Raw genomic sequence first — 19937 nt, forward strand, 5'->3', positions numbered from 1 at the left:
CGCTTAGCGGCTGGGGCTGAGTCGTTCTTGGGCCTGCTCCAGCAGCTGACCCAGTTCACGCTCCAGGGCGGCCAAGTCTAAGCGCAGTTCTGGCCAACGTCCCTGGTCCAGCTGCTGCAACAACCAGAGCCGGTCCCGTTGCAGCTGTTCAACCAGCTCCGCTGTGCTGGGAGCATCCTGCGCGGGGTTGGGCTCCTGCCCCCCGTTGACCGAAGATGCCTGCATGCTCGCAATCGCTTCCCCCGGCAGCCTAGTCACCTTGGCTGGTGCGGCCCTCTCGGTCATTGGCTGGATTGGCTACGCCACCTCCAATCCGAACCTCAGCCTGCCGACGATTTTTTACGGCATCCCGATCCTCTTGGGTGGGTTGGCTCTCAAGTCCTCCGAACTGCCCCCCGCGGAGCTCCTGGAGGCAGAGCCAGATGCGGTTGCCCTGCGTGAGCAGGCCGCCAGTAAGACCCTCCGCAAGCTGGTGAAAGACGTCACCCGTTGGCGCTATGGCCAGAAGGCTCACCTCGAGAGCTCCCTGGAGGCCCTCAAGCTCTGGGATGAGGATGAGCCCCCTCAGTTGATCAGCGTGCTTGAGCGCGCCGTCGACGGTCGCTATGCCGTTGTGATGCGGTTTCGCTGTGAAGCGGTTCCCTTCGAGCGTTGGCAGGAGAAACAGGACCGACTGGGCCGATTCTTCGATCGCGGCCTGCGGGCAGAGCTGAGTGAGCCCTCCAAAGGTGAGGTGCTCCTTGAGTTGTTGCCTGCTGCTGGCTAAACCTGAGCACATCTAGGCCCCTCTTCTCGAGACAAGTCCCTCCCTTGAGCGAACGTCCTGCTGATCGCACTGACGCCCTGCGGGTGTCGGTGCTGAGTGAAGCCCTCCCCTACATCCAACGTTTTTCCGGCCGCCGCGTCGTCGTGAAATACGGCGGTGCGGCCATGGTTCGCGAAGACCTGCGCGATGCGGTCTATCGCGACTTGGTGCTGCTTGCTTCGGTCGGCGTGAAGCCGGTGGTCGTGCACGGCGGCGGGCCCGAGATCAATGAGTGGTTGGGGCGCCTGAACATCGAGCCCCAATTCCGCAATGGCCTGCGGGTGACCTGCCCGGACACCATGGATGTGGTGGAGATGGTCCTGGTGGGCCGGGTCAACAAGCAGATCGTCAACGGCTTGAATCGTCTGGGCGCCAGGGCCGTGGGCCTCTCCGGTAGCGATGGCCCGCTGGTGCGGGCTCGCACCTATGGCGATGGGACCAATGGCCTGGTGGGGGATGTGGCTGCGGTGGACCCGTCTGTTCTCTTCCCCTTGCTGGATGCCGGCTACATCCCCGTCATCTCCTCGGTGGCAGCCGACGCTGAGGGCCAAGCCCACAACATCAATGCCGACACGGTCGCTGGGGAGTTGGCTGCAGCCCTGGAAGCGGAGAAATTGATTCTCTTGACCGATACCCCGGGGATCCTGCGGGACCGGGAAGACCCCAGTTCGTTGATTCGCTCCGTGAGTCTCTCCGGCGCCCGCGAGCTGATCAGCAGCGGTGTCGTGGCCGGCGGGATGACGCCGAAAACCGAATGCTGCATTCGCGCCTTGGCCCAGGGGGTCGCCGCCGCCCACATCGTCGATGGCCGAACACCCCATGCGCTCTTGCTGGAGGTGTTCACCGACGCGGGCATCGGCACGATGGTGACCGGCCGAACCAACCTCTAGGTGCCGGTGGAGGAGTCCAACGCTGCCCAGCCCGCGGAGGCGTTTGATCCAGCGACGCTTCTCCCGGCCCGCTCAGCCCTGGAGAGGGGCGACTACGGCACCTGTGAACGCTTGCTGGAGCCGCTGCTGCAAGCCCACGGTGCGATGACCCGGGCTGGGGGAGAGGTCCGGCTTCTGCTGGCCACGGCCCAGTTGGGGCGTGGGGATCACAAGGCCGCCGCTGCGACCTGCCGCAGCCTTCGGGCCTGCCGCGACACCACCCTGCGCGCCCAGGCCAAGGACCTCCAGGAGATCCTTGACGCGCCGGCCTTGGTGAGGCCCAGGGAGTGGTCGATGACCCTTCCGAGCCTGGGGGAGATGAAGCCCCTGGAGGGCGAGCTCAAGGCGATGGCCCGTCAACGCCGCCGCCGCCGCGGACCCCCAGAGCCACCACCACCGCCCACTGGACCCACCCAGGCTCCCTTGGGTTTCGCTGTCGTGGCGATCGTTCTGTTGCTGCTGACGGCTTTGCTCGGTGGGTGCGTTGACCTCGAGACCCAGCTGCGCTTCCCCGGCCCTGGACGCCTGCAGTTTGAGCAGCGCAGTCAATCCCAGACGGATCAGCCCCTTCCTTGGCAGAGCCAATGGCGGCAAGGGCTGCGCGGCCGCTCCCTGCGCGTGGATCAAGACCATGGCCGCCTGACGCTGGCCTCGCCGGTGCTGCCAGCTGCTCAGGCTTTGAGGCTGCTGCAGGACAGTCTTGAGCAGGGTGCGGCATTGGCCAACCTGGATCTCCCCCCCCCGGAACTGGATTTTCAAGAGCGCAACTGGTTGATCGGCGTGCGTCAGCGGCTGGCCATCCAGCTGGATCTGGAGACGCTCCAGTCCCTGCCTGGATTGCAGTTGAGCGTTGCCCTCGAACCACTTCCGCTGCGTGCGATTCAGGCCTCTGGGCCCATCCCCGCCCGCGCCATGCGCCGGGGCAAGGGCGAGCCTGAGGTTGTCCGTTGGCGCCTTGAGCCCGGGGCGGTGAATACGCTCCAGCTCTCCTGCTGGCGCTGGAGCAAGCTGGGCCTGGGTACCCTGGCCATCAGCCTGCTGCTGCTCCTGGTGGCCCTGTTGCAGCGGCTGCGCATCGCCGCTGGTTTTGGTTTGCCCCAGCTGCCGGCCTAGAGCTCCAGCGGATCTGGGTCGATCGCCAGACTGACGTCCTGGGGCAGAAGGGCCCGCAGCTCTGTCTCCATGGGCAGCGGAAGCTCAGAGCCGGCTGGTCCGTGCAGCAGCAGCTGCCAGCGGCTGTTCCCCGCGACCCTGGCCACCGGTGCGGGTGCGGGTCCGATCAGCAGCCAGCCCTGTTGCGTCAGCGCCGCCCGCAGGTGTTCCGCCAGGCTTGAGGCGGCCGTCGCGGTTCGACTGGCGGATGGTCCCGCGAGGCGCAGCAGGCATGCCCGGCTGAAGGGTACGAGGGATGCGGCCTGCCGCTGTTGGAGTTCCTCCTGCAAAAAGGCCTCATAGCGGCCATCCACCAGATGGCGAATCACGGGATGTTCGGGGCTGTAGGTCTGCACCAGGACCTCCCCAGGACGGTCCCCTCTCCCCGCACGGCCGGCCAATTGCAGCAGCAGCTGCAGGCTTTCCTCTGCGGCCCGCAGATCGGGTCGATGCAGGAGCCCATCGGCGGCCAGCACGGCAGCCAGGGTCACCCGCGGCAGATCCATCCCCTTGGCGAGCATCTGGGTTCCGATCAAGACATCGGCTTCCCCGCGGGCAAACCGCTCAAGGAGTTGCCGATGGCCATCGCGCCCGCGGGTGGTGTCCCTGTCGAAGCGCAGCAGCCGCAGCTCCTCCAGTTCGCCCGAGAGGTGCTCCAGGACCTGTTGCGTTCCGGCCCCAAAGGGCTTGAAGGCCGCTGAGCCGCAATGGCCGCAGCGGCGCTCCACTTCTGCGCGGTGGTCGCACCAGTGGCAGCGCAGCCAGGAGCGCTCCCGTTGCCGGTGCACCGTGAGGGCCACGTCGCAGTGGGGACACTGCACCACTTCGCCGCAGCTGCGGCAACTCAAAAAACTGCTGTAGCCCCGCCTGGGCACCAGCACGACCGCCTGCTCCCCCCGTTCTTTGAGGGTCTGGAGCCGGTCCATCAGCGGCCGACTCACCAGACGCCGGTGGCCCTCCGCCAGTTCCTGCCGCATGTCCACCACCAGGACCGGTGGCAGGACACTGCTGCCAATCCGCTTGGGGAGTCGCACCAACTGGCACTGCGCCTGGGGGCCTTGGCAGGCGCGCCAGGTCTCCAGGCTTGGGGTGGCACTGCCCAGGACCAACTTGGCCCCGCTGGCTTGAACCCGCAGTTGGGCCACGTCTCGGGCGTGATAACAGGGCATCGGGCTGTCCTGTTTGTAGGAGCGATCGTGCTCCTCATCGAGCACCACCAAGCCCAGCTGATTGAGCGGTATAAAGATCGCCGAACGGGTGCCCACCACCAGCAGCGGAGAGGGGCTATCGAGGCAGTGGCGCCAGGTTCGAATGCGCGCGCCGTCACTGCAACCCGAGTGGTATTCCGCCACCGCCGCACCAAAGCGGGCTCGGCTGCGATCCAGCAGCTGGGGAATGAGTCCAATCTCTGGGGTCAGCAGCAACACGGACCGTCCCGCTTGAAGCTCGCGTGCGGCGGCCTGGAGATAGACCTCCGTCTTGCCAGCCCCCGTCACCCCCCAGAGCAGGAGCTGGCTTCCTGGTGGAGCCCCCTCAATGGCGGCTAGCGCTTGGGCTTGATCCTCAGTGAGCTGCTTGGGGATGCTGCCGTCGCCACCTGGGCGCATCACCTCCTCGGCCTGAAAGGGGCGCCGCTCTCGTCGAAGGATTCCCCGGCGCTGCAGGGTGTCACTGACCGAGCGGCTGACCTGAGCGGCCTCGAGGGCCTGGGTTTGCCAGCACTGGCCGCCGTGGGCCTCCAGCACCTGGAGCAGACGGCTTTGGGCGTCGCTCCAGCTGCTCCGCTCCGTTTCCGTGGGGGGCTGAATCAGCTCGAGCCAGAGCTGCTCCCGCGGCCGTTGAGCCGCAGCGGCCGGGCGCTGCCCAAGCCAGCCAGGGGGCAGGACCGCTTTGAGCGTTCGGAAGGAGGTGGTTCGGCACTGTTGCGCAACCGTCTCAATCAGGCTTTGCCAGTCCGGCTCAACAGCGGCCTGTTGATGGACGGTTTCGATCGGTTGCAGGGCTTTGCCGGCTAAGGCCGCGGGTCGTTCATCCAGCAGCTCCAGCACCAGCCCGATGTGGCGCCGTCCCCGGAGTCGAATTTGCACGAGATCCCCTCTGGCGCAGGGGAGTTGCTTGGGGTTGCTGTAGGTGAACACCTGCCCCTCACGGCCCGCCTCAAGCCAGACCTGGACCCAGGAACCCTGGCCATCTGCTGGGGTGGAGCCGGTCACTCTTGCAAAGCTCTTGGGAGTTTCTTAAGATGAGTCTGTTGAGCAGTCCACAGGGCTGCAGTCGGAACCCGGCAAAGTTCCGTCCAGCGGGAAGATCTTGAGGACAGCCAGCACTGCTGCGCGCCCGATCTGCGACCACCCCTGACAGCCTTGCTGGGCTTCTAGCCCCGTTTCCCACCCTTTCTATTTCCCTCAGCACCCCGCCAAGTCCCTTGGCAACTCTGCTGGGTTCGTTGACGCCCCACCAATTCATCGTTCCCATGGGTCATTGAGCCTTGACCGGCTCTGTCGCCCGATCGATGTGGCCCTTCGCCGACTCCGGTCGATCGATGATTGGCACCTCGCCCTTGGCTTGGTCGGGTCTGCGTCTGACGTGTCAACCGCCTCAACATCATCTAGCCGAACGCGATGAGTCCTGCTGCTGCGACAAAGAAGTCAGCGACCACCAAGACGACCACGAAGGCAGCTGCGACGGCCAAAAAGCCCGCTGCTGAAATCCTCGCCGTGGCCAATTCTTCGGGTGAGACCGTCAAGGTGACGAAGGCCAAGGCCGCCAGCAAGACCAAGAAGGACGCCGAGGCCGCGAACAAGGTCAGCCCAACCAAGGCCAAGGCCACGAAGGCTGCATCGACGAAAGCGGCCTCCACCAAAGCCGCCAGCAGCAAAAAGCCTGCATCGACCAAGGCTGCTTCCACAAAAGCTGCGGCATCGAAAGCCACCAGCAAGAAGGCCGCGGCCGCCGACCTAGACAAGGCGGCTGATCAGCTGCTTGCAGCGGCGGGTAAGGCTCCAGCTGCCGATGCCAAGGCCACGGAGAAGGATGCAGCGAAAACCGCCAAAGCCCTGGCGAGCATCAAGATCGGGCCGAAGGGTGTCTATACCGAAGACTCCATCCGGGTTTATCTCCAAGAGATCGGCCGGATTCGACTGCTGCGTCCTGACGAGGAGATTGAGCTGGCCCGCAAAATTGCGGACCTGCTGCAGCTCGAGGAGCTAGCGAACCAGTTCGAGGCAGACAACGGCCACTACCCCGACACCAAGGAGTGGGCGACCCTCGTCGAGATGCCCCTGGTCAAGTTCCGCCGGCGCCTGATGTTGGGTCGCCGCGCCAAGGAAAAGATGGTCCAGTCGAACCTCCGTTTGGTGGTGTCGATTGCCAAGAAGTACATGAATCGGGGCCTGAGCTTCCAGGATTTGATTCAGGAGGGCTCCCTCGGACTGATTCGCGCCGCCGAGAAGTTCGATCACGAGAAGGGCTACAAGTTCTCGACCTACGCCACCTGGTGGATTCGTCAGGCGATCACCCGCGCGATTGCGGATCAGTCCCGCACGATCCGTCTGCCGGTCCACTTGTACGAGACCATTTCTCGTATCAAGAAGACCACCAAGACCCTCTCTCAAGAGTTTGGCCGCAAGCCCACTGAAGAGGAGATTGCTGAATCGATGGAGATGACCATCGAGAAGCTCCGCTTCATTGCCAAGAGTGCTCAGCTGCCGATTTCGCTGGAGACACCGATTGGCAAGGAGGAAGACTCCCGCCTGGGTGACTTCATTGAGGCTGATATCGAGAATCCTGAGCAGGACGTCGCCAAGAACCTGCTCCGGGAAGATCTCGAAGGTGTTCTGGCGACCCTGAGCCCCCGTGAGCGCGATGTGCTGCGCCTGCGCTACGGCCTGGACGATGGTCGGATGAAGACCCTCGAGGAGATCGGCCAGATCTTTGATGTGACCCGCGAGCGCATCCGCCAGATCGAGGCCAAGGCCCTGCGCAAACTGCGGCACCCCAACCGCAATGGCGTGCTCAAGGAGTACATCAAGTAACCAACTCTTTGACTCCGTTCCAATCGGTTTAAGGTTCATCCGCCGGCGGGATTTCCCGCCGGCTTTGTCTTGAGGATTCGATGGGCTTGCGGGTCTCGATTGTTCTGCCCACCTACAACGAGCGGGGCAACATCGAGCCGCTTCTGGCCCAGCTGCTTCCCCTGGGTGAGCAGTGGGATTTGGAAATCCTGGTGGTGGATGACGACTCGGCGGATGGGACAGCAGAGCTGGTTCGTCAGCTCGCCCATGACGAACCGCGGCTTCGTCTGATCCGCCGGGTCGGGCGCTCCGGTTTGGCCAGCGCCATCAAAGAAGGTCTGCTGGATGCCACGGGGGACTTTGTCCTGGTGATGGACAGTGACGGCCAGCATGAGCCTGGCTCTGTCCGCCGCGCGATCGAGACCCTGGAAGCCGGTGGTGCGGACCTGGTCATCGGCAGCCGCTTCCATCCCGAGGCCCAGATCCTGGGGCTGAGCGATCGGCGGGAAACCGGATCGACGTGGGCCAATGCCAGTGCCCGCTTCAGCTTGCCCAAGCGCTATGCCCATCTCACGGACTACATGAGTGGCTTCTTTGCTTTGCGCCTGGAGCCGCTGCTTCTCTTGATCCGTGGCGTGGATGTCAACGGGTTCAAGTTCCTCTACGAACTGCTGGCGGTGAGTCGTGGGCGCTTGAGCACCGCCGAGGTGCCCCTGACCTTCCAGCCCCGCACCTATGGCAGCTCCAAGCTGGATCTGGCCATCTTCTGGGATTTCCTGATCTCAATCCTCCACACCCTGAGCTTCCGCCTGCTGCCCAGGCGAGCCATCAGTTTTGGTTTGGTCGGTCTCAGTGGCGTTGCGGTGCAGCTGCTGATCACGCAGCTGTTCATGGCTCTCTGGGGCCTTGGCTTTGAGCAGGCGCTGCCAATCGGGGTGATCTCGGCAGCCAGCTCGAACTACCTGATCAACAACGCCCTGACCTTCCGTTTCGCTCGCTTGAAGGGCATCCTGCTGCTGCGCGGACTGTTCAAGTTCCTGTTGGTGGCCTCCCTACCGGTGATGGCCAATGTGGGCCTGGCTTCGGCCTACTACAGCCTGATCTCACCGAATGTCTTCTGGGCCCAGTTGGCCGGGATCATTGTGGTGTTCGTCTGGAACTACGCCGCCAGCAGCCGTTTCGTCTGGAACACCCCTAACTAGTGATGCAGAGGCTCAGAACTTGGCTGGATGCCAATCCCTCCCGGGCGCGTATCACGGCGATCGCTTCCCTGTTGGGCCTTTGTGTGCTGGCTTTCTTTAACCAGTTGGGAAGCCTTGGCCTCTTGGATAAAACCGAGGGGTTGTTCGTTGAGGTGCCCCGCCAGATGGTGCTCAGCGGTGACTGGGTTACCCCCCGCTGGAACGGTGAAACCTTTTTCGATTACCCCGTTTGGGGGTACTGGATGGTGGGGCTCAGCTTCCAGCTGTTCGGTGTCAGTGAATGGGCAGCCCGCTTCCCTGCGGCCCTCGCCGCCAGCGCCGTTGTCTTTGCCGTTTTTGGTCTGCTGCTCGCCCTGGCGCCATCGACGGAGTCCGTCAGTCAACGGCTGGGGCGCGCGACCCTCTGCAGCGGGCTGTTGGCCCTGAGTCCAGGCTGGGTGGGCTGGGGCCGCTCCTCGGTCACCGACATGTTTCTGGCCAGTGGCATCAGCCTGGCCCTGTTGGGCTTTGTCCTGGCCTACTGGCGCAGGGATCAACTGCTCCTGAGGCGCCTGGGCCATGTGGCGTTGGCGCTCTTCTGCGGGATTGCGGTACTGGCGAAAGGCCCCGTTGGCCTGCTTTTACCCGGCCTGGTGATCATCGGGTTTCTGCTGCTGCGGCGTGATCTTTGGCCGGAGGTCCGTCAGACCCCATGGCTGGCGCTGCTGTCCCTGTTTTTGGGTGTGACCCTGCCTTGGTATGTGGCAGCGACCCAGGCCAACGGGTTCACCTTCCTTGCGCGCTTCATCGGCTTCAGCAACCTGGAGCGCTTCACCTCGGTGATCTACGCCCACCCAGGTCCCCCTTGGTTTTATTTGCCCTGGTTGCTGTTACTGGCACTGCCCTGGTCGCTGTATCTCCCTGCTGCAATCCTCAAGCTGCAGGTCTGGGCTCCCCAGCGCTGGCATCGCAGTGATGCGGGCGAGGCCCTCGCCCAATTCGGCTTGATTTGGCTTGTGGTGGTGGTGGCTTTCTTCTCCGCCGCGGCGACCAAATTGCCCGGCTACATCCTTCCGGCCGTTCCGGGTGCAGTCCTTCTGGTGGGCCTCTTGTTTGCGCCCCTTTCCCCGGGCACGGGCCATCCCCCTTGGCTGGATCGTCTGCAGCGGGGCAGCGGTTGGTTCAATGCCGTGCTCTTGGGGCTGATGGCCGTGGCCGCCGTCCTTGCCCCTCGCTTGATTGAGGTGGATCCGGCCTACCCCGGTTTCGCGGATGCCATCGCCCAGTCCGGCTTGCCCTGGCTGCTGGCACTCCCCTTGGCAGGTGCCTGCGGCGCGTTGATCTGGTTGCTTCGTGCGCGGGATGGCGTCGCCCTGCGTTGGCTTTGGCTCCCCAATGCCGCTGGGTTTGCGGCGGTTTTGGCCTTGGTGATTCCCGTCTTGGCGCCCCTGATGGATCGTGAGCGCCTGCTGCCGATCCGGGTGTTGGCCCGTCAAGCCGCTGCCTCAGCTGCGCCGGGTGAACCGCTGCTGGTGGCGGGCTACAAGCGCTACAGCGTGGTGTTTTACAGCGGTCGTCCGGTGCTCTTCGTTCACGACGCCCGTTCGGCCATCGATCAGCTGGAGGCCCAAGCCCTGCCCGTTGACTCGGTGTTGGTCCTGGGGTCTGATCGTGAATTGCTGGACCTGGGCGTGGGACCCGGTGATGCGGAGCTGCTGGGCCGCCTGGATGCCCACCGCCTGATCAGACTTGACCGCACCACCCTCGATCAGTTGAGCCAGAGACGGTGATCGCCATGCCTCTTCTTCTGCGTGAGTGGTTGAACGCCCTTGGACGGCGCCGATTGCTGTTGACCCTGGCCATTGCGGTTGTCTTGCTGGTGGTGAGTCCAACCCTCAAGGCCAATGCCCCGGACTCCTTCGATCGCGTCCTGCTCGATGGGCTGCACCAGCGCATCCCCGCCTGGCTTGGACAGCTGCTGCTGGTTGTCTATCAAGCCAGTGGCATTCATGTGACCGCGGTGTTGGTCCTGGCTGTTCTGGGTTTCCTGGCCTTCAAGCGCTTCTGGCCTGATTTGGTCTGCGTCGTGGCCGGAACCGGCGGCATTTTGGTGATCGTTGATCGCTTGCTGAAGCCCTGGTTTGATCGACCCCGCCCCGACGCCAGCCTGCTGGAGCTGAGTGGCCGCAGTTTTCCCAGCGGCCATGCAGCGGGTTCGGTGGTCTTTTATTTCATGAGCTGCACCCTGCTGGCGGCCCACTACCCCAGGCTGCGCCGGCCATTGTTTCTCCTTTCGAGTCTTTGGGTCGCCTTGGTTTGGCTGAGCACCCTCTATTGCCGCGCCCATTGGCCAACGGACATCCTGGCTGGGGCGGCCGTCGGTTATGTGTGGCTCAGCTTCTGCCTGGCCGGTTTCACCGTCTGGGAACGGCACCACCCCACCTCTTCCTCTATCCATGGCTGACGGGCCCTCGCTGCTGGCATCACTGAAGGGACTGCGCACGGCGCCTGAGCTCTCCTCTGCTGAGCAGGGGCAACTGCTGGAGGAACTGACCCAGGCCATGGCGACCTGCGAGTGGTTCACCGTGGGTGTGATGGCCCCCTCCGCAGCCCTTGCGGTCGCGACCCTGCGGGCGCTTGAGCAGCGCTTCTCTTGGGAAACCCTGGAGCTGGATCCAGCCGGTGAGGAGCTGGCGACGATCGAGGGCCCCGTCTTCCTGAAGGCGAATCAGAACAACGGTCGTTTTTTGGTGCGCCGTGAGAGCGGCCTTGGCCAAGGTCTTCTGATCACTGGACAAAACCCCGTGGATCCCAGCACCGAGGACACCTGGGGGCCCCTTCCCCTGGCCCTCTTCGCAAACGACGACTGATCAAGACTTTGCGGCCTTTGGCCGCGATGGGCACACCACTCCCTAGGCTTGGCGGCTGTTTGCTGCCTTGATGCATTCCGATGGCTGGTTCCCAACTGCGCATTGCCTCTCGCCGCAGCCAGCTGGCCATGGTCCAGACCCATTGGGTGCGTGACGAGCTAGCCAAGGCCCATGCCGGTCTCGAGATCACCATCGAGGCGATGGCCACCCAGGGCGACAAGATCCTCGATGTGGCCCTGGCCAAGATTGGGGACAAGGGTCTGTTCACCAAAGAGCTCGAGGCTCAGATGCTGGTGGACCGTGCCGACATCGCCGTCCACAGCCTGAAGGACCTGCCCACCAACCTGCCTGAGGGGCTGATGTTGGGTTGCATCACTGAGCGGGAGGATCCCGCCGATGCCTTGGTGGTGCACGAGAAGCACAAGGACAAGACCCTCGCGACCCTTCCTGAAGGGGCCGTGGTGGGCACCAGCTCCCTGCGTCGTCTGGCCCAGCTGCGTCACCACTACCCGCACCTCACCTTTAAAGATGTGCGCGGCAACGTCATCACCCGCCTGGAGAAGCTCGATTCCGGCGAATTCGATTGCTTGATCCTGGCCGCCGCCGGTCTCGGTCGCCTGGGCCTAAGCGATCGCATCCATGAGCTGATCGATCCCTCCATCTCCCTCCATGCCGTGGGTCAAGGGGCCCTGGGGATTGAGTGCCGCGATGGCGACGCCAAGGTGCTGGAGCAGATCAAAGTGCTGGAGCACGTTCCCACCGCCCGTCGCTGCCTGGCTGAGCGCGCCTTCCTGCGCGAACTGGAGGGCGGCTGTCAGGTCCCCATCGGTGTGAACACCCGTTTTGAAGGGGACGAGCTCGTGCTCACAGGCATGGTCGCCAGCCTCGATGGCAAGCGTCTGATCCGCGATCAGGTGCAGGGGGATCAAACCAACCCCGAAGCCCTGGGGATTGACTTGGCCCACAAACTGAAGGCCCAGGGAGCAGGAGAGATCCTGGAGGAGATCTTTGCAACCGTTCGGCCCGAGGCCTGACACCCTTCCGGACGGGGCCCCGACTGAGCTCGATGAGGCTCGGCCCCTTCCGTTTCAATGGAGCCTGTTGGCTTGGGCGGCCCTCGTTGGCGGTCTGACTGGATTGGCCGTGGTCGGCTTCCACGAGCTGCTCGGCCTGATCAATAACGGTCTGTTTGGCCCGGCCGTGTCCTGGGCCCTGGCCTTGGTGGGACAGACCCAGCCCGAGCCGCCCGTTCTGCCGGTGGAGCCCTTGCCGGTCGACAGCGGCACACCGCTGCGGGCGTTGCTGCAGATCGGTCTGGGGGGCGTGGGCTTTTTGCCGGATCCCACGCCGCTTCCTCCGGATCCCACATCAGCGATCACGGGCAGTCTCCCCCTGTGGTTGGACTCCTGGCCGGTGGTGCTGATGCCCGTGCTCGGGGGATTTGGGGTCGGTCTGCTGCGGCTGTGGTCCAGGGACCTGGGTCCCGGACTGCCCAGCTTGATGGCCATGGCTGACGGCGCGGTTCAGGCCAAGCCCAAGCTTCCCTTTCAGCGTTTGCTGGGCGCTTCGCTGAGCCTGGGCAGCGGCGCGTCCCTTGGTCCTGAGGGGCCCAGCGTGGAGAGCGGCGGCAACATTGGCCTGTGGCTTGGGATGCGCGGCGGACTGCCCCCCGAGTCCCAGAAGGCCTTGGTGGCGGCGGGTGTTGCGGCTGGACTGGCGGCCGGTTTTAAGGCCCCGATCGCCGGTGTCTTTTTTGCCTTTGAAGGCAGCTACAGCACCATCCCCGGCCGCCCAAGTATTCGGGCAGTGCTTGTCGCGGCGGTGGCTTCCGCCCTCGTCACGCAACTCTGTTTGGGCAGTGACCCGATCTTTCGCCTGCCGGCCTACGAGGTGCGCTCGCCCCTGGAATTGCCCCTTTATCTGGGCTTGGGGCTCCTGGCGAGCGGAGTGTCCTTGGCGCTCCTGCGTCTGCTGGCGGCTGGCCGAAGTCCACGGGTCCAGCGCCTGCTGGGACGCCTGCCGTCTTGGTCCCTGCCCGCACTGGGGGGCTTGGCCATCGGCCTGATGGCCCTGGGCTTTCCCCAGGTGCTTGGGGTGGGCTACGACACGATCGAGGCGCTGCTCGGCAGTGGGGGCGGCATCGCCCTATTCACCCTGGTGGGTCTGCTGCTGGTGAAGCTGCTGGCTACGGCCTTGAGCAGTGCCACAGGCTTTGTGGGCGGTGGCTTTGCGCCGTCGCTGTTTGCCGGCGCGGTGCTGGGGAACGTCTATGGCCAACTGCTGGGGGATAGCGGTTTTGGGCTGCCGGTGGCGGAACCCCCCGCCTACGCCATGGTCGGGATGGCTGCGGTTCTGGCCGGCAGTGCCCGCGCCCCTTTGACCGCCCTCTTGCTGTTGTTTGAGCTCACGCGAGACATCCGCATCGTCCTGCCGCTGATGGCGGCCGCGGGTCTGAGTGCAGCCTTGGTGGAGCGCTGGCAGGGCCTGGCTGACCCCGGTCTGCTGGGGCCTGATCTGATTGAGGACCAGCGCCGTCATGCCTTGGCGTCCCTGCCGGTGCTCGATGCCTTTGAGCCCGAGGCGCCGCTGGTGCTCAATGCTGCGGAGTCGGCCCAGTCAGCGCTGCAGCAACTGCTCTCGGCCCATGGTCACTGCCTGATGGTTGAGCAGGAGAACTGGGTTGTGGGCCTGGTCACACTGGCTGACCTGCAGCGGGCCCTCACCGGCTTGGGGCCGGCTGTCACCTTGGCGGAGTGCCGGCGCTCGGAGCTGCTCTGGCTGCCGGCTTCCGCGAACCTCGCCCAGTTGGAAGATCAGTTGCGTCCCAACGGACTGCGTCAGCTACCGGTCTTTGATCTCGCCCTTCCCGATCTGCCCCATCTCCCCAGCGCCCTCCCTGCCACGGGCCTTCCCGTGAAGGCCCTGCAGGGATTGGCCAGCCGCGACGGCATGGCGCGGGCCGTGGCTCGAGCCCAAACGTCCGCAGACTCCAAGCCATGAAAAAAGCCCCCGGTTGGGGGCTTGGCTGCGATCAGTTGACCAGCTTGGGCGCGATCACTTCCATGTAGCGGGCCTCGCACTCCTTGACGATCTTGACGGCTTCTGCGGAGTCGAAGAAACCATTGACGCGGCAGGTGCCGGGCTTCTTGAGGTCCTTGTAGTGCTCCCAGTAGTACTGGGTTTCCTTCAGCCAGTGCTCACCGAGTTGGGTGTAGCTGGTGATGTGGTCCATGCGCTTGTCATCGGCCAGCACGGCAATGACCTTGTCGTCGACTTCGCCGCCGTCGTCGAATTTCATGATGCCGATGATGCGGGCTTCCACCAGGGAGCCGGGCACCAGGGGCTCGGTCACACCGACGATCTCGATGTCGAGCGGGTCGCCGTCCTCATCCCAGGTGCGGGGGATGGTGCCGTAGGCGAAGGGGTAGGCCAGGGAGGAGTAGCCGACGCGATCGAGCTTCAGGTGACCGGTTTCGGTGATCAGCTCGTACTTGTTGATCGTGTTGCTGTTCAGCTCAACGATGGTGTTCAGCCGCAGTTCCGCTTCATCGGCAAAGGCCGGCAGCACGTGCAGCAGGTTGAGCATCGTGCGGCTTGGGGCGTGGTCGATGTTCGCCATCAGGGCAGCGGGCCTTAAGGATGGGCGGCATCCTACGGAGTTCCCGGAACCGGCCTTTGGCCTAGGCCGCGAGCGCCTCGGAGCTCAGATCTTCGTGAACCTGCTGGGCTTCGCAGGCCTGGATCCAGGACCAGGCTTCTTGCGCTGAGTCGGTGAACCTGACGAGCTCCAGGTGCTCCTCGCGGATCAGCCCGCAGTCAGCCAGGTAGTCGAAATCAATCAGCCGTTGCCAAAACTCCGTACCAAAGAGGATGACGGGCATCTGACCCTTGATCGCGGTCTGGCGGAGCGTCAGCACCTCAAACAGCTCATCAAGGGTGCCGAAGCCGCCGGGGAAGAGGACTGCAGCGGCAGAGCGTTTGACGAAGTGGAACTTGCGTAGGGCGAAGTAATTGAACTGAAAGCAGAGCTCGGGGCTGATGTATGGGTTGGGCTCCGGTTCCCCCGGGAGCTTGATGCTCAGACCGATCGAGCGTCCACCGGCATCGAAGGCACCGCGGTTGGCCGCTTCCATGATTCCGGGGCCGCCACCGGTGACGATCACATGGTTGTGATGACCGGCCTGTTGGTCCGCCGAGACCAGCCGGCTGAACTCACGGGCCGCGTCGTAGTACCGCGAGAACTCCAACTGGGTCTGGCTGCGTCTCAACTGCCGTTGCAGTGGGCCGCTGTTGGGGTTACGGGCGAGTTCGGCTTCTGCGGCGGCCAGGCGCCACTCGGCAGCGGAGCGCTCAATGATGTTCACCCCACCAAAAATGATGATGGTGGACTCAACGCCCTCGGCTTCAAGGATTTGCTGTGGCTTGGTGATTTCCAGCAACATGCGGACGCCGCGCATCTCCGCGCTGGAGAGCAGTCCCTCATCGGCGTGGGCCAGCTGATAGCTGGAGGACTGCAAAATCCGGCTTAGGTTTTCATTGACCAAGCACTCGTCTTCACTGCGCCTGGTTGCTTCCGCACCGGCAGAGTTGCTGTCTTGGCTGTTAACGCTCTGCCCATGCTGCTGGGGCGAGAGATCGAAACTGGCCTTGCGGGGGAATTGATTTGCCATCTCTTTCCTTTCGCGCAGACCCATCAGAGCGCAACGGTCAGCGTTTGCACACCTTTGTTCCGTTTCTTCACGCGGCGAGTCGTTCGAGCTTCTGCTGCAGGTAGCGGAGGAAGGGGTGATGGCTCAGGGGGGAGCCTGAAACCTGCTCCACCAGTTCCATGGCGTTGACACTGCGCCCCAGGGGGTACACCCGCTGTTTGAGCCAGAGGCCCAGGGCTGCGTCATCGCCCGCTTCTAGTAGCGATTCGATCGGACCGAGCTGCCCTTCGATCGTCTCGCTGATCTGGGCGCTGATCAGGTGTCCCAGGGCATAGGAGGGGAAGTAGCCAAAGAGTCCTTCACTCCAGTGCACGTCCTGTAGGCAGCCCTCTCGGTCGTTGCTCGGCTCGATGCCGAGGAGCTCCTTCATGGCCCGGTTCCAGGCACTGGGCAACTCCTCAACGGGCATCCCCCCCTCCAGCAGTGCGAGCTCGAGCTCGTAGCGCAGCAGCACGTGTAGGCCGTAGCTGACCTCATCGGCCTCCACCCGGGTCAATCCCGGAGCGATCGGATTGAGATCGCGCCAGAACCCCTGGCTGCTCCCCCAGACGTCCTGGCCAAGGGCCTGGGCGAAACGCGGATGCCAGCGGCAGGCCATGGCCTGGCTGCGGGCCAGTCGGTTTTCGTAGAAGAGGCTCTGGCTTTCGTGAACGGCCATGGAGGTGGCTTCCCCCAGGGGCCAGGGGAACCAGTGATCCCCCGTGCGTGGTAGTCCCTGTTCATAGAGGCTGTGCCCCCATTCATGGGCGGTGGCCAGGAAGGCCGAGAAGGGTTGCCCCTCGACGACGCGGGTGGTGATCCGGAAGTCATCCGGACCCAGGGTGCTGGAGAACGGGTGGGGTGAGCGGGCCCGGTAGCAGCGCTCAGGGTTGTACCCCCACTCCTGCAGCAGTTGATCGCAGAGGCTCTCCTGGGATTGCTCGCTGAGATCCCAGCGCTCAGCGCTGCCCTTGGGGAGCGTCTGGGCTTGCTCGAGCAAGGGCGGCAGTTCGCTGCGCAGGGGAAGCAGCCAGCGGCTGAGCGCCTCTTTGCTGACGTCCGGTTCAAAGGGTTGGGCCAGGATTTCCCAGGGGCTTCGCTCCTGGCCCGAGGCATCCCGTTCGGCCGGAGCCAGTTGGCGTGCCTGCTCGAGCCGCAGATCAATCAGGGATTGGAGGGCCGGGGCAAAGCGGGCGAAGGCGTTGTCGCGCTTGGCCTCCTGCCAAAAGGCATAGCCCTGGGCCTGGGCTTGAGCCAGTTGCCCCACCAGGGCAGGATCCAGGCGGGACTGCCGCTCCCATTGCTGGCGCAACAGTTGGAGGTTGCGCTGCTGCTCGTGACTGGCCTGGGCTCCTGCTTCGGCCTCGGCATTGGCCAGCAGATCGGCGTATTCCGTTGAGGTCTGCCGCTCGTGCAGCTGCAGCGCCAGCAGGGCCAGCTGCTCGCCGCGCCAGTGGGCGGATCCCGGCGGCATGGCGGTGTTCTGGTCGAAGTAGAGCGTGCTCTGAATTCCTCCGAGCAGTTGGGTGGTGTGCAGGTGATCGCGAAGCTGTGCGTATGCCTGTCCTGCGCTCAAGGGAATGCCCGGCTCTGGGCGCGACCCTAGGCACTGTCCTCAGCTCCAGTGGAGCTGCATCGCCACGGCCCCTTCAAGGCTCAATTTGACCGGGCAGTTTTCAGCGGCTTTGCGCAGGATCTTGCGGGCCTTTTCATCGAGGTGGGCCGGCAGTTCAATCCAGACCTCGAGCTGGGCGATCTTGCGCGGGGCTTCGCTGGTCATGACCTTCTCCGCCCGGGCCGTGCATCCCTTGAGATCCCAGTCGTGGCGTTCGGCGACGATGCCCATGATCGTCAAGATGCAGGTGCTCAGAGCTGTCGCCACCAGGTCGGTTGGTGAGAAGCGCTCGCCCTTGCCTTGGTTGTCGGTTGGGGCATCCGTTTCCAGGGCAGAGCCCGATGGCCCGTGCAGCGAGGCACAACGCAGGTCCCCGCTGTAGGTGCTGTTGATTTGGGTCACGGGGCGGTGAGTGTGTGCAGCCAGGTTGGCAGTTTTGTCTCGCCTCGCTTAGGTGGACCTGTCGATGCGGCTGACGATGGATCCCGGAGCTGGCTCACCGATGCTCGGCTTGGCCAAGGCGATTCAGCTCTCTGTCGCCCCGGTGTTTCTGCTGACGGCCATCGCGGGTCTGTTGAGTGTGATCAGTAATCGCCTGGCCCGGGTACTGGACCGGGCCCAGCGGTTGCAGAGCGTCAGGGACGAGGCCATGGATCTGGCGTTGTTGAAACGGCGGATGACCCTGCTCACCCGCGCCAGCGAAGCGGTCACCACAACAGGCGTGCTGGTGGCAGCCGTGGTGGCGGTCACCTTCATCAGTGCGATCGCCGTGATTGACCTGACGGCGATCGTGGTGCCGCTGTTCGTTGTGGCGATGCTCTCGCTGATGGTGGGGCTATTGACCCTGCTGTTGGATACCCGCGTCTCAGCGCGTCTGATCCGCCGTCGCTTCTAAGCGGCAGTTGCAGAGTTGATCCAGGTTCGGGCGTCCCGTGAGGGCGAGGCGCCACTGGGCCCAGAGGCCATAGGCCCAGTCCGCCAACGGTCCGATGACGGGCCAGGCCGTCGGGGCGTACAACCAGCCCAGGCCGATCAGGCGATAGGCCTCGCGGAAGACCGCGACATCCTTCAGAACGGTCCCATTCCCCTGGATGGCATGGATGCGCCCCATGGCCTGCCGGTAGCTGATTCCCTGGTGCTGCTCCGGGCTGTAATCGCTGGCGTTGATGTCGACAAAGCCGATCCGCGAGTGCTGATCTCTTTTTCGCAGGAAATTCACCTCCCGCAGACAGAGCAGGCAGCCACCGTCGTAGAGGAGTGTGAGTTCTGTCGTCATCGCCCCAGCCTGAACGATGGCCCTGGCTCTCCGTGGCTGATCGCTTTGACTGGAGCCGGGTTGCGCTGGATCAGTGATGGGCTTGCAGCAGGCGCTCGAGCAATTCGAGTTCAACAGCAGCGGCAAGGGGTTCTTGCGCATCGACCCTGAGCTGAACCGCTGGATTCGCTCCACGGGCCTGCGACAGGGCGTCCTGCATCTGAGTGCTCTCCACACCAGCTGCAGCCTGACCATTAATGAGAACGCCGATCCGCGGGTTCTCGATGACCTAGCGGCCTGGATGGAGGCCGTGGTTCCTCAGGTCGCCCATGGCGCCTTGGATGGCTCTGATTCCCTGCGCCGTTATCGCCATGACGACGAGGGGCCTGATGACATGCCCGCCCACATCCGCTCGGCGTTGACCAGCCAAACCCTCTCCCTGAGCGTTGTGGATGGGACGTTGCTGCTTGGCATCTGGCAGGCGGTTTACCTCTGGGAGCACCGCGTGATGCCCCAGCGCAGGCGGGTCGCGGCCCATCTGGTCGGGGAGTGAGTGATGACGCTTTCTCTTGAAGAACTGACCGCGGCGCTGACGCGCCTGCAACAGCGGGTGGAGGCCCTGGAGGCGGAACTGGCATCCCTGTGTGGCCGTGACCTCTCGCCTTCAACCCAGTTGGCGCGGCGGAATGCCGAGCGACTGGCTGAGGAGGTGCGGCGCCGCCGGGAGACCACACCAGAGCCCGAGGAGGACACGGATATTGATCTGCTGATCGATCGCTTGCACGATCTGGCCCTTGAGAATGGCTCCAGTTCTGGCAGCAGTTGATGGCCTCACCAATCAGCGTCGTCCATGGGCCTGCACGCGCCCAGCTCGAGGAATTGGGGGTGGAGCAGTGGCCGATCTGGAGCTGCGAGATCAGCTCCTTCCCATGGAACTACGACGAGCAGGAAACCTGCCTGCTGCTGGAGGGGGATGTCACGGTGACCCCCGAGGGCGGTGAACCCGTGCGCTTTGGTGCCGGTGATCTGGTCACCTTTGCGACCGGTCTCTCCTGCCACTGGGATGTGCATCAGCCTGTGCGCAAGCACTACCGCTTCGGTTGAGGGGCGCCAGCCTGGGTGCAGTACTGGTGATGGTTGATGGCTGCTGTTCCGCTGACTCCGGCTGAGATTGATCAGCTGCCGCAGCAGTTGCCCGGCTGGAGCCTGGTGGATGGAAAGCTGCACCGAGAGTTGGTCTTTGCTGATTTCAACGAGGCCTTTGGCTTCATGAGCCGGGTGGCCCTGATCGCCGAAGCCATGGGCCATCACCCGGAGTGGAGCAATGTCTGGAACCGGGTTGTCGTCGATCTCACCACCCATGACACCGGTGGGCTCTCCAACCTCGATCGGCAGTTGGCGCAGCGGATCAGCGCGTTGCTTTGACCGT

General features: G+C 64.2%; 22 protein-coding genes. 15 read left to right on the forward strand and 7 right to left on the reverse strand.

All coding sequences use genetic code 11. From position 1 onward, the window contains the following. Positions 1-3: 3 nt before the first annotated feature. Positions 4-225: a hypothetical protein gene (locus CB0205_RS0109010; RefSeq protein WP_010316682.1), complete on the reverse strand. Its 222-nt coding sequence runs from the start codon at positions 223-225 to the stop codon at positions 4-6. Between CB0205_RS0109010 and CB0205_RS0109015 the strand changes: the two genes are divergently transcribed. From CB0205_RS0109015 to CB0205_RS0109025, 3 genes are read left to right on the forward strand one after another with little or no spacing between them, the layout of a single operon-like run. Further along, complete coding sequence (locus CB0205_RS0109015; protein ID WP_010316684.1) at positions 224-766, forward strand: DUF2854 domain-containing protein; 543 nt, start codon at positions 224-226, stop codon at positions 764-766. The genes CB0205_RS0109010 and CB0205_RS0109015 overlap by 2 nt on opposite strands. 44 nt (positions 767-810) lie before the next feature. Beyond that, on the forward strand, positions 811-1695 hold the full coding sequence (gene argB, locus CB0205_RS0109020; protein ID WP_010316686.1) for an acetylglutamate kinase: 885 nt from the start codon (positions 811-813) through the stop codon (positions 1693-1695). Between the two features lie 6 nt (positions 1696-1701). Then, positions 1702-2847 (forward strand): DUF3153 domain-containing protein, encoded by a 1146-nt coding sequence (locus CB0205_RS0109025; RefSeq protein WP_071777981.1) that lies wholly within the window; start codon positions 1702-1704, stop codon positions 2845-2847. Here the strand turns inward: CB0205_RS0109025 and priA are convergent. Further along, complete coding sequence (gene priA, locus CB0205_RS0109030; RefSeq protein ID WP_010316691.1) at positions 2844-5099, reverse strand: primosomal protein N'; 2256 nt, start codon at positions 5097-5099, stop codon at positions 2844-2846. The genes CB0205_RS0109025 and priA overlap by 4 nt on opposite strands. Before the next feature lie 408 nt (positions 5100-5507). Between priA and rpoD the strand changes: the two genes are divergently transcribed. The 7 genes from rpoD (at position 5508) to CB0205_RS0109065 (ending at position 13950) form a co-directional block, all read left to right on the forward strand. Then, the gene (gene rpoD / locus CB0205_RS0109035; protein WP_010316692.1) at positions 5508-6920 is read left to right on the forward strand and encodes an RNA polymerase sigma factor RpoD; all 1413 of its coding nucleotides are present in this window, start codon (positions 5508-5510) and stop codon (positions 6918-6920) included. Positions 6921-7000: 80 nt separating this feature from the next. Next, complete coding sequence (locus CB0205_RS0109040; RefSeq protein ID WP_010316695.1) at positions 7001-8101, forward strand: glycosyltransferase family 2 protein; 1101 nt, start codon at positions 7001-7003, stop codon at positions 8099-8101. Between the two features lie 2 nt (positions 8102-8103). After that, positions 8104-9870 carry a glycosyltransferase family 39 protein gene (locus CB0205_RS0109045; RefSeq protein ID WP_043705852.1) on the forward strand — a complete coding sequence of 589 codons (1767 nt, stop codon included), beginning with the start codon at positions 8104-8106 and terminating at the stop codon, positions 9868-9870. 5 nt (positions 9871-9875) lie between these two features. Continuing rightward, positions 9876-10544: a phosphatase PAP2 family protein gene (locus CB0205_RS0109050; protein WP_050778470.1), complete on the forward strand. Its 669-nt coding sequence runs from the start codon at positions 9876-9878 to the stop codon at positions 10542-10544. Next, the gene (locus CB0205_RS0109055) at positions 10537-10950 is read left to right on the forward strand and encodes a DUF1824 family protein (RefSeq protein ID WP_010316699.1); all 414 of its coding nucleotides are present in this window, start codon (positions 10537-10539) and stop codon (positions 10948-10950) included. The genes CB0205_RS0109050 and CB0205_RS0109055 overlap by 8 nt, the downstream gene beginning before the upstream one ends. Positions 10951-11030: 80 nt before the next feature. Then, entirely contained in the window at positions 11031-11984 is a 954-nt protein-coding gene (hemC, locus tag CB0205_RS0109060; RefSeq protein ID WP_010316700.1) for a hydroxymethylbilane synthase, read from the forward strand. A gap of 67 nt (positions 11985-12051) precedes the next feature. Continuing rightward, positions 12052-13950, forward strand: coding sequence for a chloride channel protein (locus CB0205_RS0109065; protein ID WP_010316701.1), 1899 nt, complete (start codon positions 12052-12054; stop codon positions 13948-13950). 31 nt (positions 13951-13981) lie between these two features. On the opposite strand, the gene CB0205_RS0109070 is transcribed toward CB0205_RS0109065, so the two are convergent. The 4 genes from CB0205_RS0109070 to CB0205_RS0109085 all read right to left on the reverse strand — a co-directional run bounded on the left by CB0205_RS0109070 (position 13982) and on the right by CB0205_RS0109085 (position 17655). Beyond that, the gene (locus tag CB0205_RS0109070; protein ID WP_010316702.1) at positions 13982-14569 is read right to left on the reverse strand and encodes an inorganic diphosphatase; all 588 of its coding nucleotides are present in this window, start codon (positions 14567-14569) and stop codon (positions 13982-13984) included. Positions 14570-14630: 61 nt separating this feature from the next. Continuing rightward, positions 14631-15620 (reverse strand): LOG family protein, encoded by a 990-nt coding sequence (locus CB0205_RS14605; RefSeq protein ID WP_156797907.1) that lies wholly within the window; start codon positions 15618-15620, stop codon positions 14631-14633. 67 nt (positions 15621-15687) lie between these two features. Next, the gene (locus CB0205_RS0109080; RefSeq protein ID WP_010316706.1) at positions 15688-17214 is read right to left on the reverse strand and encodes a carboxypeptidase M32; all 1527 of its coding nucleotides are present in this window, start codon (positions 17212-17214) and stop codon (positions 15688-15690) included. 39 nt (positions 17215-17253) lie between these two features. Beyond that, a complete protein-coding gene (locus CB0205_RS0109085; RefSeq protein ID WP_010316708.1) occupies positions 17254-17655 on the reverse strand; it encodes an OsmC family protein in 402 nt (133 codons plus the stop codon). Between the two features lie 76 nt (positions 17656-17731). Between CB0205_RS0109085 and CB0205_RS0109090 the strand changes: the two genes are divergently transcribed. After that, entirely contained in the window at positions 17732-18148 is a 417-nt protein-coding gene (locus CB0205_RS0109090) for a DUF2721 domain-containing protein (RefSeq protein ID WP_232197284.1), read from the forward strand. On the opposite strand, the gene CB0205_RS0109095 is transcribed toward CB0205_RS0109090, so the two are convergent. Next, positions 18119-18529 (reverse strand): thiol-disulfide oxidoreductase DCC family protein, encoded by a 411-nt coding sequence (locus CB0205_RS0109095; protein WP_010316711.1) that lies wholly within the window; start codon positions 18527-18529, stop codon positions 18119-18121. The two genes, CB0205_RS0109090 and CB0205_RS0109095, sit on opposite strands and share 30 nt — an antisense overlap. Positions 18530-18605: 76 nt before the next feature. On the opposite strand from CB0205_RS0109095, the gene CB0205_RS0109100 reads away from it, so the two are divergent. Genes CB0205_RS0109100 through CB0205_RS0109115 form a run of 4 tightly spaced genes read left to right on the forward strand, consistent with a single transcriptional unit; the run spans position 18606 to position 19933 of the window. After that, positions 18606-19061, forward strand: coding sequence for a secondary thiamine-phosphate synthase enzyme YjbQ (locus CB0205_RS0109100; protein WP_010316712.1), 456 nt, complete (start codon positions 18606-18608; stop codon positions 19059-19061). Between the two features lie 3 nt (positions 19062-19064). Then, on the forward strand, positions 19065-19334 hold the full coding sequence (locus CB0205_RS0109105; RefSeq protein ID WP_010316713.1) for a hypothetical protein: 270 nt from the start codon (positions 19065-19067) through the stop codon (positions 19332-19334). After that, positions 19334-19612 carry a cupin domain-containing protein gene (locus tag CB0205_RS0109110; protein WP_010316714.1) on the forward strand — a complete coding sequence of 93 codons (279 nt, stop codon included), beginning with the start codon at positions 19334-19336 and terminating at the stop codon, positions 19610-19612. The genes CB0205_RS0109105 and CB0205_RS0109110 overlap by 1 nt, the downstream gene beginning before the upstream one ends. A gap of 36 nt (positions 19613-19648) precedes the next feature. Further along, entirely contained in the window at positions 19649-19933 is a 285-nt protein-coding gene (locus CB0205_RS0109115; protein WP_010316715.1) for a 4a-hydroxytetrahydrobiopterin dehydratase, read from the forward strand. Positions 19934-19937 lie beyond the last annotated feature (4 nt).

The sequence above is a fragment of the Synechococcus sp. CB0205 genome, assembly GCF_000179255.1.
Classification (GTDB): Bacteria; Cyanobacteriota; Cyanobacteriia; order PCC-6307; family Cyanobiaceae; genus Vulcanococcus.